The sequence below is a fragment of the Mesorhizobium sp. M1050 genome, assembly GCF_040318715.1.
Lineage (GTDB): Bacteria > Pseudomonadota > Alphaproteobacteria > Rhizobiales > Rhizobiaceae > Mesorhizobium.
The window spans coordinates 26,127-42,964 of the sequence record NZ_JAMYMV010000043.1 but is presented as its reverse complement, the minus strand read 5'-3'; the positions used below and the strand labels follow the sequence as shown (position 1 = coordinate 42,964).

Here is a 16,838-nt window from a genome sequence, read left to right as displayed (position 1 = left end):
CTTCTCGGTCGGCCTGCCAAGCGGGTTCTCGTTCAGTCGATGGTCGAGCAACTGGTCGACTGAGAGGTATCGGAAGCCCCTTTCATTTCCCTGGTTCGGCATACAGGGTTGGAGGCATCAGGTGGAGGCGGTCCGCGTGGCGTTTGCGGCGATCCTCGGGTTCCTGACTGCCGTTTCGTCCAACAGTTCCGATTCCGGCAAGGCCGTGTCGAGGAGACTTGCGACGGCCAAGGAACTGCTCGCGCTTCGCCCGTGCGCGTGATCGACGGCGTTGGTGTCATAGGGCCTGCTGAATTCAGCTGTGCGGCATTAATCGCCGGTTTCAGCGAATGTAGGGATTGTTCGGTTATACCGCATTGCACAATTCCTTCGCTTGGTCACAATGCAGGCATGGTCCGAACTTCTCTCGCCGTCCTGGTGATCGACGAAAACCGTATCCGCGCCGCGATCATCGAGGCGGGGCTGCGTGAGGCCGGGCATGAGCGGGTCACCGTCATCCACGACGTGGCCGGCATTGCGCGGCGGATCGCCGAGATCGAGCCCGACGTCATCGTCATCGATCTTGAAAATCCGAACCGCGACATGCTGGAGAACATGTTCCAGCTGTCGCGCGCGGTGAAGCGGCCGATCGCCATGTTCGTCGACCGTTCCGACCAGGCCTCGATCGAGGCAGCCGTCGATGCCGGCGTTTCGGCCTATGTCGTCGACGGGCTGCGGCAAGAGCGCGTCAAGCCGATCCTCGACATGGCGGTGAGCCGCTTTAACGCTTTTTCGCGCATGGCGCGCGAACTGGAAGAAGTTCGCGGCGAACTCGAGAGCCGCAAGGTGATCGATCGCGCCAAGGGCATCCTGATGAAGTCGCGTGGCCTCTCCGAAGAGGCGGCCTACACGCTGCTGCGCAAGACGGCGATGAACCAGAACCGCAAGATCGGCGACATCGCCCAGAGCCTGGTGACTGCCGCCGGGCTGCTGGGACCGGCGGAGGACGAATGAGCATGGGCGCCGAGCACCAGATCACCGCCGGCTTCATGCCGCTTTTCGACAGCGCCGTGCTGGTCGCGGCCGGCGAGCTTGGCTTTGCCGCGCGCGAAGGCATCGAGCTTGCGCTGCATCGCGAGACGTCCTGGGCCAACATCCGCGACCGCATCGCCATCGGCCACTTCCATCTTGCGCATATGCTGGGACCGATGCCGCTCGCCTGCAATCTCGGGCTGACGCCGCTCGCTTCGGAGACCATCGTGCCGTTTTCGCTCGGGCTCGGCGGCAATTGCGTCACCATCTCCAACGCCGTCTGGGCCGGCATGGCGGCGCATGGCGCCGAACCCGATCTCGACCCGGCGCGTGCCGGTGCGGCACTTGGCGCGCTCATCCGCGAGCGTGCCGTGGCCGGTTACGACCCGTTGCGCTTCGCGGTTGTGCATCCGCATTCCGGGCACAATTACGAACTGCGCTACTGGCTCGCCGCCTGCGGCATCGATCCAGAGCGGCAGATCGAGATCGTCATCGTGCCGCCGCCTTTCATGGCCGACGCGCTGGCCGCTGGGCGGATCGACGGCTATTGCGTCGGCGAACCCTGGAACAGCGCCTCGGTGGCTGCCGGCACGGGCCATATCGTCACCGTCAAGGCGCAGATATGGCGCAACAGCCCGGAGAAGGTGATCGGCGTGCGCAAGGCCTGGGCGGACGAGAACCCCGAGGCACTGGCAGCACTGCTGCGCGCGCTGCATCACTCGGCGCGCTGGTGCCAGGATCCGGCCAACCATGGCGAGTTGGCCGCCGTGATGGCGCAGGCCGGCTTCCTCGGCCTGCCGCCTGCGATGCAGATGCCGATCCTGACCGGCCATCTGCAATTGGGTGGCGGGGCGGAGTTGGATATCGACGACTTCTTCCTGCCTTTCGACAAGGCGGCGAACTTTCCGTGGAAGAGTCATGCGCTGTGGTTCTACACGCAGATGGTGCGCTGGGGGCATGTGGCGCACACGCCGGAAAATCTCGCCATCGCCCGTGACTGCTACCGGCCCGACCTCTATCGTTCGGCGCTGAAGCCGCTTGGCGTAGCACTTCCCGGCGCCAATTCGAAGGTCGAGGGCGCGCTCAAAGCAGCAACCGCGGTCGGTGCGACTGGGGCCGGCCTGGTGCTCGGCCCGGACGGTTTCTTCGACGGCCAGATCTTCGATCCCCTTGAGATCGACGCCTATATTGCCGGACAGAAGTCGGCTCACACGAACGACTGATCATTTCCGCGCCACTCTTGTGCATTGCACAAAAGTTGTGCGCGCACCAGCGCTAATGAACAATCTTTGGCTTGCTCGCCCGGCGGGCCGGCGCGCCGACGATTGTGGCATCTCATTGATCCCATTGATGTTTGTTATCCATCCCAAAACTGGCATGGTTCCTGCTTTGCAATAAGCAGACTCTTCTCGGGGTCACGGAACAGGCGTCCAATGGCGGGCGCTACAGGCAAAGCTGCCGCTCAGGTCAACACGCGATCCCGGATGGACGGACGCGCGCGGCCTGGCCGGCGGCTTTTTTGTTTTGATCGAACACGCAATCAACGGCGCTGATCCCAAGCAGTGCCCAACGGGAGACGATGATGACGAAACGCATCAAGACCGAAGCCCCTCTCGAGGGTATGACTCGCCGCAATTTCCTGATGGCAAGTGCTGCCACCGCGGCAACCCTGGCGGCCGCGCGTGCGCTGCTGCCCTCCGGCGCCTATGCCGCAACGGCCGCTCCGGAAGTCACCGGCGCCAAACTCGGCTTCATCGCGCTGACCGATGCGGCTCCGCTGATGATCGCCAAGGAGAAAGGGTTGTTCGCCAAGTTCGGCATGCCCGATGTCGAGGTGCTCAAACAGGCCTCCTGGGGCGCGACACGTGACAATCTGATGCTTGGCGGCGCGGCCAATGGCATCGATGGTGCTCACATCCTGACGCCGCTGCCTTATCTCATGCACACCGGCAAGGTGACGCAGAACAACCAGCCGATGCCGATGGCGATCGTGGCGCGGCTCAACTACGACTGCCAGGGCATTTCGGTCGCCCAGGAATATGCCGGCACCGGTGTCGGCCTCGATGCCTCGAAGCTGAAGGACGCCTTCGCCGCCAAAAAGGCGGCCGGCAAAGAAATCAAGGCCGCCATGACCTTCCCGGGCGGCACGCATGATTTGTGGCTGCGCTACTGGCTCGCCGCCGGCGGCATCGATCCCGACAAGGACGTCTCGACCATCGTCGTGCCGCCGCCGCAGATGGTGGCCAACATGAAGGTCGGCAACATGGACGTGTTCTGTGTCGGCGAGCCATGGAACGAGCAACTCGTCCACCAGGGCGTCGGCTTCACCGCTGCCACGACGGGCGAATTGTGGAAGGGGCACCCGGAAAAGGCGCTCGGCCTGCGCGCCGAATTCATCGAGAAGTACCCGAACGCCACCAAGGCGATCCTGATGGCCGTGATGGAAGCCCAGCAATGGTGCGAGGTCAGCGAGAACAAGGACGAGATGGCCGCCATCATAGGCAAGCGGCAATGGATGAACGTGCCCGTCGCCGATATCATCGGCCGCCTCAAGGGGGACATCAACTACGGCAACGGCCGCGTCGCCAACGGCACCGATCTCTACATGAAGTTCTGGAAAGGCGGCGTCTCCTATCCGTTCAAGAGCCACGATACGTGGTTCCTCGCCGAGAACATCCGCTGGGGCAAGTTCGCGCCGACCACCGATCTCAAGGTGCTGGTCGACCAGGTCAACCGCGAGGATCTGTGGCGCGAGGCGGCCAAGGACCTTGGCGTCGCGGCAGCCGACATCCCGGCGTCGCCATCGCGAGGCGTCGAGACCTTCTTCGACGGCAAGATCTTCGATCCGGCCAACCCGTCCGCCTATCTCGACAGCCTGAAGATCAAGGCCTCGGCTTGACCGCCGCAGACGGCGCAGTGCGCCGTTTGTCGACCGCAAGTGCAACGGCGCCGCTTGCGCCGCTGCCGCACGCAAGCGGCGCTCGCGCCGCTTGTCGCAAATCCCGACCACGGAGTTTTTCCCAGACATGTCGATCCAGACTATCGAGGACACAAAGGTGAAGGCGTTCCCCGCGAAACCTGCGGCGGTGATCGCTTTCACCGCCAAGGCGCGGCGCCGCTTCGATCTGCTCGCCATCGCTGGCAAGTTGGCCAGGGCGCTGGTGCCGCCGGCCATCGTCATCGCCATCATGTTGGTCGTCTGGCAGATCGCCTGCTCGTCGCCGACATCAAGCCTGCCGCCGCCGAGTCAGGTGTGGAACGAGGCCTACGATTTGATCGCGCATCCGTTCTTCGACAATGGCCCGCAGGATATCGGGCTCGCCTGGCGCGTGCTGATCTCGCTGCAGCGCGTTGCCATCGGCTTCGGCCTGGCGGCGATCGTCGGCGTGGCGCTCGGCGCGCTGGTCGGCCAGTCGATCTGGGCGATGCGCGGTCTCGACCCGGTGTTCCAGATCCTGCGTACCGTGCCGCCGCTGGCGTGGCTGCCTCTGTCTCTGGCCGCGTTTCGCGATTCCAGCCCGTCGGCGATCTTCGTCATCTTCATCACCTCGATCTGGCCGATCATCATCAACACCGCCGTCGGCGTGCGCAACATCCCCGAGGATTACCGCAACGTCTCGCGCATCCTGCGGCTCAACCAGTTCGAGTTCTTCGTGAAAATCATGGTGCCGGCCGCCGCGCCCTACATCTTCACCGGCTTGAGGATCGGCATCGGCCTGTCCTGGCTCGCCATCGTCGCCGCCGAAATGCTGACCGGCGGCGTCGGCATCGGCTTCTTCATCTGGGACGCGTGGAACTCGTCGCGGCTGCCCGACATCATCGTCGCGCTCGCCTATATCGGCGTCACCGGCTTCTGCCTCGACCGTTTGGTCGCGGCGGTCGGCGCCTTCGTCACCCGCGGCGCAACGGCAAAGTGAGGAGAGGGGCGATGACTGCCTATCTGAAACTCGACCATATCGACAAATCCTTCGCCCGCGGCAATCAGGTCAGTGAAGTGCTGAAGGACATCCGGCTGACCATAGACAAGGGCGAATTCGTCTCCATCATCGGCCACTCCGGCTGCGGCAAGTCGACCCTGCTGAACCTGATCGCCGGGCTGACCAAGGTGTCCGCCGGCGCCGTGCTCCTCGAGGACAAGGAGGTCGACAGCCCCGGACCCGAACGCGCCGTGGTGTTCCAGAACCACTCGCTGCTGCCGTGGCTGACCGTCTACGAAAACATCAACCTCGCCGTGTCGAAGGTCTTCGGTCGCTCGAAGAGCAGGGCCGAACGGCATGACTGGATCATGCGCAATCTCGATCTCGTGCAGATGGCACATGCCAAGGACAAGCGCCCGGCGGAAATCTCCGGCGGCATGAAGCAGCGCGTCGGCATTGCCCGGGCGCTGGCCATGGAGCCGAAGATCCTGCTGCTCGACGAGCCGTTCGGCGCACTGGATGCGCTCACGCGCGCCCATCTGCAGGACGCGGTGATGGACATCCATTCCAGGCTCGGCTCGACGACGATCATGATCACCCATGATGTCGACGAGGCGGTGCTGCTCTCCGACCGTATCGTCATGATGACCAACGGCCCGGCGGCGACCATTGGAGAGGTGCTTGCCGTGCCGCTGGCCCGGCCGCGCCGCCGCGTCGAACTCTCTTCCGACCGCACCTTCCTGCGCTGCCGCGAGGCGGTGCTGAAGTTCCTCTACGAACGCCACCGCTTCGTCGAAGCAGCGGAGTAAGGCCGTGACCGAAAAACAATCTGCATCGGCAATGGGCAGTATACCGCATTGCACAAATATTATGCTGCTGTGCAAGGCATTCTGACTAATCTTTGATCCGCTGCCGGGCTTGATCAAAAGTCGTGCGGCTGCGGTTCACATTGATTTCATTCGATAATTCAGAGCGCTGTCGAATTGGCACGCTTCCTGCTTCTCAGAATGTAGGCCTGCAAGGGCCAAGTGACACGGCGTCCAATGGCGGGCGCCACAAGCAAAGCTGCTGCTCAGGTCAATACGCGATCCCGGATAGACGGACGCGGCGGCCTGGCCGGCAGCTTTTTTGTTTTGACCGAACACGCAATCGACGGCGCTGGTCCCAAGCGGCGCCCAACCGGAGACGACGATGACGAAACGGATCGGAACTGGCGCGTCCCTCGCGGACTTCGCGCGCCGCGATTTTCTGGCCAGCAGCGCGCTGACGGCGGCGCTGTTCACCGCTGCGCTCCTCCTCTTTCCCGCAGGCGCCAAGACTGACGGCAAGGGTCTCGAAGCGACCGCGCAAAGGTCGGCTTCAACCAGTTCGCCGATGCCGCGCCGCTGACAGCCGCGAACGACCAGACAAGCGCGGTGCCTCCCACGCCGCAAAACGGAGCCTGATAATGACCGCAAATCTCCCAGCCGCGCCGAGCCAGGACAATGCCTCCCGGCAGGCGCTCATGATGTCCACCATCGCCTTCACCGTCTGCTTCGCGGTGTGGACGATCTTTTCAATCATCGGTATCCGCATAAAGACGGAGCTTGGGCTGAACGAGACGGAATTCGGCCTGCTCGTCGGCACACCAATTCTCACCGGCTCACTCGTACGTATGCTGCTCGGCATCTGGACGGACCGCTTTGGCGGACGGCTGGTCTACACGGCGACCATGCTTGCTGCGGCGGTCGCGACCTTCCTGCTGGCTTTCGCGCACACCTACGGGCAGATGCTAATCGCCGCGCTCGGCGTCGGGCTGGCCGGTGGCTCCTTCGCCGTCGGTGTCGCCTATGTCTCGCGCTTCTTCCCCGCCGGCAAGCAAGGCACGGCGCTCGGCATTTTCGGTGTCGGCAATGTCGGGGCCGCGGTCACCAAGTTCCTGGCACCGTTCGTGCTTCTGTCCTGGGGATGGCAGTTGGTCGCGCTGATCTGGGCGGCCGCGCTGGTCCTCATGGCCGTCGTTTTCTGGTTCACGACGGGCGACGACCCGGTCATTCGTGAGCGCCGCGCCGGCAAGGCGGCACCGGCGAGAAGGTTCTGGGAGGAATTCGCGCCGCTGAAGAACGTGCAGGTCTGGCGCTTCGCCTTCTACTACTTCTTCGCCTTTGGCGGGTTCGTGGCACTGTCGCTGTGGTTGCCGCGCTACTTGATCGGCGTCTACGGCTTCGGCATCGCGACCGCCGGCATGATCGGCGCAGCCTATTCGATCCCGGCGAGTGTCTTCCGCGCCTATGGCGGCGTGCTTTCCGATCGGATCGGCGCTCGCACCGTGCTCTATTGGACCTTCGCGGTGTCGTCCGTCGCCACGTTGATCCTGTCGCTGCCGCCCACGGATTATATCGTGCACGGCATTACCGGGCCGATCGCCTTCCACTTCGCCATCGGGCCGGTGGCTTTCATCGCCGTCGCAAGCGTGCTCGGCTTCTTCATGAGCCTCGGCAAGGCTGCCGTCTATAAGCACATACCGGCCTACTATCCAGGCAGCGTTGGCGCAGTCGGCGGCGTTGTCGGCATGATCGGCGGGCTCGGCGGTTTCGTCCTGCCGATTGCCTTCGGCGCGCTCAACGACCTCACGGGCGTCTGGTCGAGCTGCTTCATGCTGCTCTTTGTCATCGTCGTCGCTTGCTTTGCCTGGATGCAGTTCAGCATTCGGCGGATGGAGCGTGCGGCATCTGCCGAAGCCCCAGCCCTTTCCTACGCGGCTGAGTGAGACCGGAGCGGATCAGGAATATGACCGAAAAACTCGTCATCATCGGCAACGGCATGGCCCCTGGGCGCATGCTTGAGCATCTCCTGGAAAAGGCCCCCGGCCGCTACCAGGTCACCATCTTCAACGCCGAGCCGCGCGTCAATTACGACCGCATCATGCTGTCGCCCGTTCTGTCGGGCGAGAAGGCCTATGAGGAGATCATCATCCACGGCGACGGCTGGTACATCGCCAACGACATCACCCTCTACAAGGGCCACAAGATCGTTGCCATCGACCGGGAGGCCAAGACTATCACGTCCGATCATGGCGTTACCGAGCCCTACGACAAGCTCGTCATCGCCACCGGCTCTGTGCCGTTCATCATCCCGGTACCCGGCCACAATCTGCCGGGCGTGCTGACCTATCGCGATCTGGACGACGTCCGGGCGATGATGCTTGCCGCCCAGTCACGGGCCAAGGCCGTGGTCATCGGCGGCGGCCTGCTCGGCCTGGAGGCGGCAGCCGGGCTGAATGCGCAAGGCATGGACGTCACCGTGCTGCATGTCATGCCGACATTGATGGAGCGTCAGCTCGATCCGGCCGCCGGTTATCTGCTGCAGCGTGCGGTGGAGCAGCGAGGCATCAAGGTCATCACCAAGGCCAACACCCAGGCCATCACCGGCAACGGCAAGGTCGAGCAGGTGGAACTTGCCGACGGCACCATCATTCCGGCGACGCTGGTGGTCATGGCGGTCGGCATCCGACCGAACGCCGCAATTGCCAAGGAAGCTGGTATTGCCGTCAATCGCGGCATCGTCGTCGATGCCGGCATGCGCAGCAATGATCCCGATATCTACGCGCTCGGCGAATGCGCCGAGGTCAATGGTCAGGTTTATGGGCTGGTCGCGCCGCTCTACGAGATGGCGCGCGTGACAGCCAGCCAGCTCGCCGGCGACGAGGCAGCGGCTTTCGTCCATTCGGACACGCCGACCAAGCTCAAGGTCACCGGCATCGAATTGTTCTCGCTCGGCGATTTCGCCGAGGGCGATGACCGCCAGGAGATCGTGCTGCGCGATGCCTCCGCCGGCGTCTACAAGCGCCTGGTGCTCAAGGACGACCGCATCATCGGCACGGTGCTCTATGGCGAGACGGCCGACGGCGCCTGGTTCAACGATCTGAAAAAGAAGCAGACCGATATTTCAGAGATGCGCGATACGCTCATCTTCGGCCAGTCCTACCAGGGGGGTGCCCCGCTGGACCCTATGGCGGCCGTTGCAGCCTTGCCGGATGATGCGGAAATCTGCGGCTGCAACGGCGTTTGCAAGGGGAAGATCACGGGCGCGATCACGGCCAAGGGCCTGACCTCACTCGACGACGTGCGCGCGCACACCAAGGCATCGGCCTCCTGCGGCTCGTGCACCGGGCTGGTCGAGAAGCTGATGGTGCTGACCATCGGTGACAAATACAATCCGGCGGCGGTGCAGCCGATGTGCGGCTGCACGACGCTTGGCCATGACGAGGTGCGCCGGCTGATCAAGGCCAAGAGCCTGAAGACCATTCCGGCGGTCATGCAGGAATTGGAATGGAAGACCTCTTGCGGCTGCGCCAAATGTCGGCCGGCGCTCAACTACTATCTCGTCTGCGACTGGCCGGACGACTATGCCGACGACTACCAGTCGCGCTTCATCAACGAGCGCGTCCACGCCAACATCCAGAAGGACGGCACCTATTCGGTGGTACCGCGCATGTGGGGGGGTGTCACAAACGCTGCCGAACTGCGCGCCATTGCCGACGTCGTCGACAAGTTCGAGATCCCGATGGTCAAGGTCACCGGCGGCCAACGCATCGACATGCTCGGCATCCGCAAGGAGGACCTGCCGGCCGTGTGGGCGGATCTCGGGCAGGCCGGCTTCGTCTCCGGCCATGCCTACGCCAAGGGCCTGCGCACCGTGAAGACCTGTGTCGGCTCCGACTGGTGCCGGTTCGGCACGCAGGATTCGACGGGGTTCGGCGTCCGCATCGAAAAATTCATGTGGGGCTCGTGGACCCCGGCCAAGGTCAAGATGGCGGTGTCGGGCTGTCCGCGTAACTGCGCCGAGGCGACCTGCAAGGATGTCGGCGTCATCTGCGTCGACAGTGGCTACGAGATCCATTTTGCCGGGGCTGCCGGCCTCGACATCAAGGGCACCGAAGTGCTCGGACTGGTCAAGACCGAGGACGAGGCGCTGGAGCACATCGTGGCGCTGACACAGATGTACCGGGAGCAGGGCCGCTATCTCGAGCGCATCTACAAATGGGCCAAGCGCGTCGGCATCCCCGAGATCAAGCGCCAGATCATGGACGATGGGGAGAAGCGCAAGGCCTATTACGACCGCTTCGTCTTCAGCCAGAAATTCGCCCAGGTCGACCCATGGTCGGAACGCGTGTCCGGCAAGGACAAGCACGAATTCCGGCCGATGGCCTCGGTCGGCTTTGCGCAGGCGGCGGAGTGACAATCATGAACTGGATCGCCATTGGTTCCATCTCCGACATCCCGCGCCGCGGCGCCCGCTGCGTCGCCACGCCCGAGGGGAAAATCGCTGTCTTCCGCACCGCCGACGATCAGGTTTACGCCATCGATGACCATTGTCCGCACAAGGGTGGACCGCTCAGCCAGGGCATCGTGCATGGCACGGCCGTGACCTGTCCCTTGCACAATTGGGTGATTTCGCTGGAGACGGGCAAGGCGCTCGGCGCTGACGAGGGCGCGGTGCGGACCATTCCAGTGCGGGTCGAGGGCGAGCATCTGTTCATTGCGCTGGAAGCGCTGGCGAGCCGCGCGGCCTGACACATGAAAATTGAAGAAGCGCGCGAGGTGAGGACCACCTGCCCCTATTGCGGGGTGGGCTGCGGCGTGCTGGCGAAGGTCGCCGCGGATGGGCAAGTGTCCGTCCGCGGCGACCCCAACCATCCGGCCAATTTCGGCCGGCTCTGCTCCAAGGGTTCGGCACTGGCCGAGACCGTCGACCTTGACGGCAGGCTGCTTCATCCGGAGATCCACGGCTGCCGCGCCGGCTGGGACGAGGCGCTCGACCTGGTCGCCTCGACCTTCTCGCAAACCATCGCCGAGCACGGCCCGGATTCGGTTGCCTTCTATGTCTCAGGCCAGCTTCTGACTGAGGACTATTACGTCGCAAACAAGCTGATGAAAGGTTTTATCGGCTCGGCCAACATCGACACCAATTCGCGCCTGTGCATGGCCTCCTCGGTCGCCGGCCATCGCCGTGCCTTCGGCGCCGATACGGTGCCGGGAACCTACGAGGATCTGGAGCTTGCCGACCTCATCGTGCTGGTCGGCTCCAACCTCGCCTGGTGCCATCCCGTGCTCTACCAGCGCATCGCGGCGGCCCGGGAAAAGCGGCCGGAGATGAAGATCGTGCTGGTCGATCCGCGTCGCACGATGACCGCCGACATCGCCGACATGCACCTGGCGATCGCGCCGGATGGCGACGTCGCCCTGTTCACCGGCTTGCTGGCCTATCTCGGCCAGCACAATGCGCTCGACCGCCCCTATATCACGGCGCATACAAGCGGCTTCGGGCAGGCTCTTTTCGCCGCCTCCGCGCTCGACCTTGCCGACGTCGCCGCCTCCACGGGCCTGAGCGAGGACGAGCTTGGCCGCTTCTACAGCCTGTTTTCGGCGACCGCGAAAACGGTGACCGTCTACAGCCAGGGGGTGAACCAGTCATCCTCGGGCACCGACAAGGTCAACGCCATAATCAACTGCCATCTCGCCACCGGCCGCATCGGCAAGCCGGGGGCAGGGCCATTTTCGGTGACCGGCCAGCCCAACGCCATGGGCGGCCGCGAGGTCGGCGGCATGGCCAACATGCTGGCCGCTCATATGGAAGTCGAAAACCCGGAACATCGCGACCGCGTGCAGCGATTCTGGAATGCACCGACCATTGCCCGAAAGCCGGGCCTGAAGGCGGTCGAGATGTTCCAGGCGCTGGCCGATGGGCGCATCAAGGCGCTGTGGATCATGGCCACCAACCCGGTCGATTCGATGCCGGACGCCGACGCCGTCGAAGCGGCAATCAAGGGCTGCCCGTTCGTCGTGGTGTCGGACGTGCTGGCCCAGACCGACACCATGCGCCACGCCCATGTGCGGCTGCCCGCCGCCGCCTGGGGCGAAAAAGACGGCACCGTCACTAATTCCGAGCGTCGCATCTCGCGCCAGCGTGCTTTTTTGGACCTGCCCGGAGAAGTGCTGCCGGACTGGCGGATTGTTGCCGAGGTCGGCAAGCGGATGGGTTTTGGCGAGGCGTTTTCCCATGCCACGCCGGCGGAGGTGTTTGCGGAGCATTCCGCGCTGTCGGGGTTCGAGAACGATGGTGCGCGGGATTTCGATATTGGAGCTTATGCCGGGGTTGATGGAGAAGACTACGACGCGTTGGAGCCTTTCCAATGGCCGGCGCCGAGCCAAGGCACCCCCCTCTGGCCTGCCGGCCATCTCCCCCGCAAGGGGGGAGATCGGCTGTCACTACAGCCTTCGCCAATCGCCAACGTGGCAAGAATGGCGGCAACGCCTGAACCGCTAATCTCCCCCCTTGCGGGGGAGATGGCCGGCAGGCCAGAGGGGGGTGTTCAAGCTGGACGTCAGACAGAGGAGAGCGCTCACGCCGCACCTGGCCCTTCCACTACCCGCTTCTTCGCCAACGGCAATTTCTACACACCCGACCGCAAGGCGCGCTTCATTGCCATCCGCCCCACTACAGAAATCCGCACCAGCCCGGACTATCCGCTGATCCTCAACACCGGCCGTATCCGCGACCATTGGCACACCATGACGCGGACGGGGAAAAGCCCGCGGCTTTCCCAGCACATCGCCGAGCCCTTCGTCGAAATCCACCCGGCGGATGCCGCGCTTTACGGCATCGGCGACGCCGACATCGCGCGCGTTTCCAGCCCGCGCGGCGAGGTACTGGTGCGCGCGCTGGTGACGGCGCGCCAGCGCCAGGGCAGCCTGTTTGCACCGATGCACTGGACCGATCAGTTTGCGGCAAAGGGCAGGCTCGACACGCTGACCGCGCCGCTGACCGACCCGATTTCCGGCCAGCCGGCGCTGAAACATGTCGCGGCCCGCATCGAGAAATTCGCCGCGAAAGCCTTCGGCTTCGCGGTGACGCGGCGGAGGCCGGAGCCCGACAAGGCGGGCTACTGGGCCGTGGCCAAATGCAAAGCCGGCTGGCGGGTCGAGCTTGCCTTTGGCGATGACGACATCGACTGGGCTGGCTTCGCCGGCTCCTTGTTCGGCACGTCACCGGGCGCCGAAATCCTCGCCTATCATGACCGCGACGCCGGCCAGCATCGCATCGCTGCCTTCGACGGCGATCAATTGTCCGGGGCCTTGTTCGTCGCGCCCGGTCCGGTTGCCGTTTCGCGTGGTTGGGCGGCGGAACAGTTGAGTGCCGATCACGTCGACCGGCGCGGCAGGCTGGCGATCGTGGCCGGGCGGCCCGGCGGGATCGACGCCGACCGCGGCGCCATCGTCTGCTCCTGTTTCGGCGTCGGCGCCAACCAGATCGCGGAAGCGGTGCGCCAGGGTTGCGGCAGCGTCGCGGCAATCGGCGCGGCGCTGCATGCCGGAACGAATTGCGGCTCCTGCCGCGCCGAAATCAGGGTTATCGTCGACGCACAAACTCTTCAGGCAGCCGAGTGACGAGCGCCGGAGCGGGCCGCGAAGAGTGCGCCCGACCGCTGCCGCCCGCTCGAAACCAAAAGGATCTGCGCCGCGGCGCCAGTTGGGCTAAGATGGCACAAGCGTGCAGCACCGGGCACGAATCCTCTTCAGTCAGGGTCACCCAATGGCTAATCCCCCGCGCCGACCGACAAATCCGATGACGGCCGCCGAGGCCGCCTTCAAGCCGGTGAAGAAGCCGGCTGCTCCGGTTCGTGAGCCCTCGGCCGCTCCAGGTGTCAGGGAGCTTGTTTCGATCCGGATCGACCGAGCCGTTCTGGATTATTTCCAGGAGGATGGACCCGGCTGGCAGGATCGCATCAACGACGCCTTGCGGCGGGCGATAGAAGGCAAGCCGACGGTCGGCGGCTTGGACGACGAGTAGAGTCCATTGCTTCGTCATCCACGGGCGAAGCAGGAGCGTAGCAACGCGGCGCAGACCCGAGGATACATGCCGCGACTCCAGAGCGCTGCAACGGTTCAGAATTCTGCTCCGCTGATTTCCACGGCAAAGGTCGCGGCATCCTCGGCGATTTTCTGCGCGGCATGGCAAAACAGGACAACCGTCCTGTATTCGACAAACCGGGCGCGGATGCCGGCGCTTATTGGTCGGCGGCCTGACGCGGCCGGCAGGCATGCGTTGATCTAAGACCGGATCCCCGGAGGAATATCATCGGCGGACGCTTTGGTCTGGCGGTCGAAAACGACTGCCAAGCCCTTCTTGACAGCATGCGAGGCGACCATGTCGTCGAGTTCGCGATCGGGAATGGCGGGTTTGAGGACCTGCCGGATGGCCCGATAGGCGTGTTCGGTCGACACATAGTCGTAGCGCTTTTTGCGCGCTTCCACATACTGCTCGATGAGAATGCCCAATCGGCGGGCGGCGACAGAGTCTGGTTGCTGCTGCAAAGGAGCCTCCTCAAGCGTCAATGGTTTGCAGACGCCAAGGGATGTAAAAACCCACGCCGCGAAAGTTAAGACCTGCGTCCGGTTCGAGGCCAAATAAAATGTGCCGTCGACATTGACGACAAGGGTGCTCATGCGGCGACTGATGCCATCAGCAGCGCAGCTGATGTACTTTGTATATGCTTGTATATGCAATATGATATGATAGCCTCGAAACCGAAGCCGGCACAGCAAGGAGGATCACATGCGAAATGCTTCTCTCTTCGATCTCTCCGGCAGGAAGGCGCTTGTCACCGGCGCAAGCCGCGGCATCGGGCGCAGCATCGCCGAGGCGCTGAGCGCGGCCGGCGCCGACGTCGCGGTCACGGCACGTGGCCTAGCCTCGCTTGAAGAGACGACGACAGCCATCCGCGCGGCCGGCGGGGTGGCGCACGCCATCGCGCTTGACGTCACCGATGTCGAGCGGTGCCGGGCAGCAACGGCCGAGGCCGCCGGCCTGCTTGGCGGTCTCGATATTCTCGTCAACAATGCCGGGATAGAGGAGGTGCGGCCCTCGCTCGATGTCGACGAAGCGCTGTGGGACAGGATCGTCGATACAAATCTGAAGGGAGCGTTCTTCTGTGCCCAGGCCGCCGCACGGCAGATGCGGGACGCCGGCTGTTCCGGCGCCATCATCAATTTGTGTTCGCTGACATCGGAAGTCGGAATCCCCACGGCGGTGCCGTACGGCTCGTCAAAGTCGGGCCTGCTCGGCATGACACGGGCGCTTGCGGCGGAGTGGGCGGAGCTTGGCATCCGGGTCAACGCCATTGCGCCGGGCTATTTCAGGACGGCGATGACCGACGTGTTTTACAGCAGCGAAGCATGGCAGCAGTCGATGCTGGCCAAGATTCCGCAGCGCCGCTTCGGCGATCTCCACGACCTGCACGGCATCGCGGTGTTCCTTGCTTCGGATGCCGCGGCCTACATCACCGGCCAGTCCATCCCGGTCGATGGCGGCTTTCTCGCCTCGATCTGATGGAGCAGTTTGCCTCGGCAGTTTCGACCGGAAGGACGGTGGAAAAATTGCTGGCGACCGTCATACGTACATGTATATACTTTATGTCCGGGCGAAGCCTCGCGATGGCTTTGATCCTCGTCCCGGGTCGACCCGTCGGCCTGCGGAAAGATGGCCGACCGGCCGTCACTGCGTTCGAAGAGTCCCAGGAGAACCAGCTGCCATGTCCGACATCAGCTTCCACGATTTGTCATCCATCGATGCCGACCAGCGCGCCAGTCTGCTGAAGCGCGCCGAGGCCGATCTGACGGTCTTCGTCGACAAGGTCCGGCCGATCATCCAGGCCGTCAAGGACGAAGGCGACGCCGCCTTGATCCGGTTTGCCAGGGAACTCGACAAGGCCAATGTCGCCGAGGGCGAACTGCAGGTGTCGGAAGCTGAGTTCGACGCGGCGTTCGACAAGGTCGAAAAAGATGTCGTGGAGAGCATCCAGTTCGGTATCGACAACATCCGGCATTTCCACGAGGAGCAGAAGCCGGAAACGATGTGGCTCAAGGAGGTCCGGCCGGGAGCCTATGCCGGCGACAGGTACACGCCGATCGCTTCCGTTGCGCTTTACGTGCCGCGCGGCAAGGGCGCCTTCCCGTCGGTGACGATGATGACGTCGGTACCGGCGGTGATTGCCGGCGTGCCCCAGATCGCCATCGTGACGCCGCCGACATCGGATGGTTCGGTGGACGCTGCAACGCTGGTCGCCGCGCGCCTTGCCGGCGTCGGGACCGTCTACAAATGCGGCGGCGCGCAAGCCGTCGCCGCCGTCGCCTACGGCACCGAGACAGTGAAGCCCGCACTCAAGATCGTCGGTCCCGGCAGCCCGTGGGTGGTGGCGGCCAAGAGCGTGTTGTCCTCGGTCATCAATACGGGTCTTCCAGCCGGCCCGTCGGAAGCGATCATCTTTGCCGATGACAGCATCGACGGCGGCCTTGCCGCGCTTGATCTTCTCATCGAAGCCGAGCACGGGCCGGATTCCTCGGCCTATCTGGTGACGCACAGCCGCAAGGTCGCCGAAGCAGCACTCGCCGCGCTTCCGGATCACTGGTCGCGGATGACCGAACAGCGTGTTGAGTTCTCGCGCGCCGTGCTGACCGGCAAGCGCGGCGGCATCGTGCTGACCGCATCGCTGGAAGACAGCTACCGTTTCATCAACGACTATGCGCCCGAACATCTCGAGATCCTGTCGAAGGAGCCGTTCGCGCATCTCGGACGCATCACCGAGGCGGCCGAAATCCTCATGGGACCGCACACGCCGGTGACCCTTGCCAACTTCGTCCTCGGACCCAATGCCGTACTGCCGACCAGCCGCTGGGCGCGAACCTATGGGCCGCTTTCGGTGACGGATTTCGTCAAGCGCTCGTCGGTCGGCTATGTGACCTCGGCGGCCTATCCTGAACTCGCGCTGCATGCGCGCAGGCTCGCCCGCTACGAGGGGTTCAGCTCGCACGAGAACGCCGTGTCTGAGATTCGCGACCGCTATCTCGCCGGCTGAGCGGACGCGATCGC

General features: G+C 64.0%; 14 protein-coding genes. 12 read left to right on the top strand and 2 right to left on the bottom strand.

The window, feature by feature from the left end:
- Nucleotides 1-390: 390 nt before the first annotated feature.
- From NKH57_RS21895 to NKH57_RS21875, 5 genes are all read left to right on the top strand, one after another.
- On the top strand, nucleotides 391-993 hold the full coding sequence (locus tag NKH57_RS21895) for an ANTAR domain-containing response regulator (protein WP_352947210.1): 603 nt from the start codon (nucleotides 391-393) through the stop codon (nucleotides 991-993).
- Nucleotides 994-995: 2 nt separating this feature from the next.
- Nucleotides 996-2,234, top strand: a complete 1,239-nt coding sequence (locus tag NKH57_RS21890; RefSeq protein WP_352606493.1) for a CmpA/NrtA family ABC transporter substrate-binding protein — start codon at nucleotides 996-998, stop codon at nucleotides 2,232-2,234.
- A gap of 359 nt (nucleotides 2,235-2,593) precedes the next feature.
- The gene (locus NKH57_RS21885) at nucleotides 2,594-3,910 is read left to right on the top strand and encodes a CmpA/NrtA family ABC transporter substrate-binding protein (RefSeq protein ID WP_352732534.1); all 1,317 of its coding nucleotides are present in this window, start codon (nucleotides 2,594-2,596) and stop codon (nucleotides 3,908-3,910) included.
- Between the two features lie 127 nt (nucleotides 3,911-4,037).
- Entirely contained in the window at nucleotides 4,038-4,928 is an 891-nt protein-coding gene (gene ntrB, locus NKH57_RS21880) for a nitrate ABC transporter permease (RefSeq protein WP_352947207.1), read from the top strand.
- Nucleotides 4,929-4,939: 11 nt separating this feature from the next.
- Nucleotides 4,940-5,737, top strand: coding sequence for an ABC transporter ATP-binding protein (locus tag NKH57_RS21875; protein WP_352732537.1), 798 nt, complete (start codon nucleotides 4,940-4,942; stop codon nucleotides 5,735-5,737).
- Nucleotides 5,738-5,872: 135 nt separating this feature from the next.
- Here the strand turns inward: NKH57_RS21875 and NKH57_RS21870 are convergent, their stop codons facing one another.
- Nucleotides 5,873-6,211, bottom strand: coding sequence for a hypothetical protein (locus NKH57_RS21870; RefSeq protein ID WP_352606449.1), 339 nt, complete (start codon nucleotides 6,209-6,211; stop codon nucleotides 5,873-5,875).
- Between the two features lie 164 nt (nucleotides 6,212-6,375).
- On the opposite strand from NKH57_RS21870, the gene NKH57_RS21865 reads away from it, so the two are divergent.
- The 5 genes from NKH57_RS21865 (at nucleotide 6,376) to NKH57_RS21845 (ending at nucleotide 13,760) form a co-directional block, all read left to right on the top strand.
- Nucleotides 6,376-7,677, top strand: a complete 1,302-nt coding sequence (locus tag NKH57_RS21865) for an MFS transporter (RefSeq protein ID WP_352947203.1) — start codon at nucleotides 6,376-6,378, stop codon at nucleotides 7,675-7,677.
- Nucleotides 7,678-7,697: 20 nt separating this feature from the next.
- On the top strand, nucleotides 7,698-10,148 hold the full coding sequence (gene nirB, locus NKH57_RS21860) for a nitrite reductase large subunit NirB (RefSeq protein WP_352947201.1): 2,451 nt from the start codon (nucleotides 7,698-7,700) through the stop codon (nucleotides 10,146-10,148).
- A gap of 5 nt (nucleotides 10,149-10,153) precedes the next feature.
- The gene (gene nirD, locus NKH57_RS21855; RefSeq protein ID WP_352606443.1) at nucleotides 10,154-10,483 is read left to right on the top strand and encodes a nitrite reductase small subunit NirD; all 330 of its coding nucleotides are present in this window, start codon (nucleotides 10,154-10,156) and stop codon (nucleotides 10,481-10,483) included.
- Nucleotides 10,484-10,486: 3 nt separating this feature from the next.
- A complete protein-coding gene (locus tag NKH57_RS21850) occupies nucleotides 10,487-13,357 on the top strand; it encodes a nitrate reductase (RefSeq protein ID WP_352947198.1) in 2,871 nt (956 codons plus the stop codon).
- A gap of 145 nt (nucleotides 13,358-13,502) precedes the next feature.
- Complete coding sequence (locus NKH57_RS21845; RefSeq protein WP_352947195.1) at nucleotides 13,503-13,760, top strand: BrnA antitoxin family protein; 258 nt, start codon at nucleotides 13,503-13,505, stop codon at nucleotides 13,758-13,760.
- Between the two features lie 260 nt (nucleotides 13,761-14,020).
- Here NKH57_RS21845 and NKH57_RS21840 read toward each other — a convergent pair whose 3' ends face one another.
- Complete coding sequence (locus NKH57_RS21840; protein WP_352730864.1) at nucleotides 14,021-14,416, bottom strand: hypothetical protein; 396 nt, start codon at nucleotides 14,414-14,416, stop codon at nucleotides 14,021-14,023.
- 109 nt (nucleotides 14,417-14,525) lie between these two features.
- Here NKH57_RS21840 and NKH57_RS21835 point away from each other — a divergent pair, with 109 nt between their 5' ends.
- Nucleotides 14,526-15,299: an SDR family NAD(P)-dependent oxidoreductase gene (locus tag NKH57_RS21835; RefSeq protein ID WP_352947192.1), complete on the top strand. Its 774-nt coding sequence runs from the start codon at nucleotides 14,526-14,528 to the stop codon at nucleotides 15,297-15,299.
- A gap of 202 nt (nucleotides 15,300-15,501) precedes the next feature.
- Nucleotides 15,502-16,824: a histidinol dehydrogenase gene (gene hisD, locus NKH57_RS21830; RefSeq protein WP_352947189.1), complete on the top strand. Its 1,323-nt coding sequence runs from the start codon at nucleotides 15,502-15,504 to the stop codon at nucleotides 16,822-16,824.
- Nucleotides 16,825-16,838 lie beyond the last annotated feature (14 nt).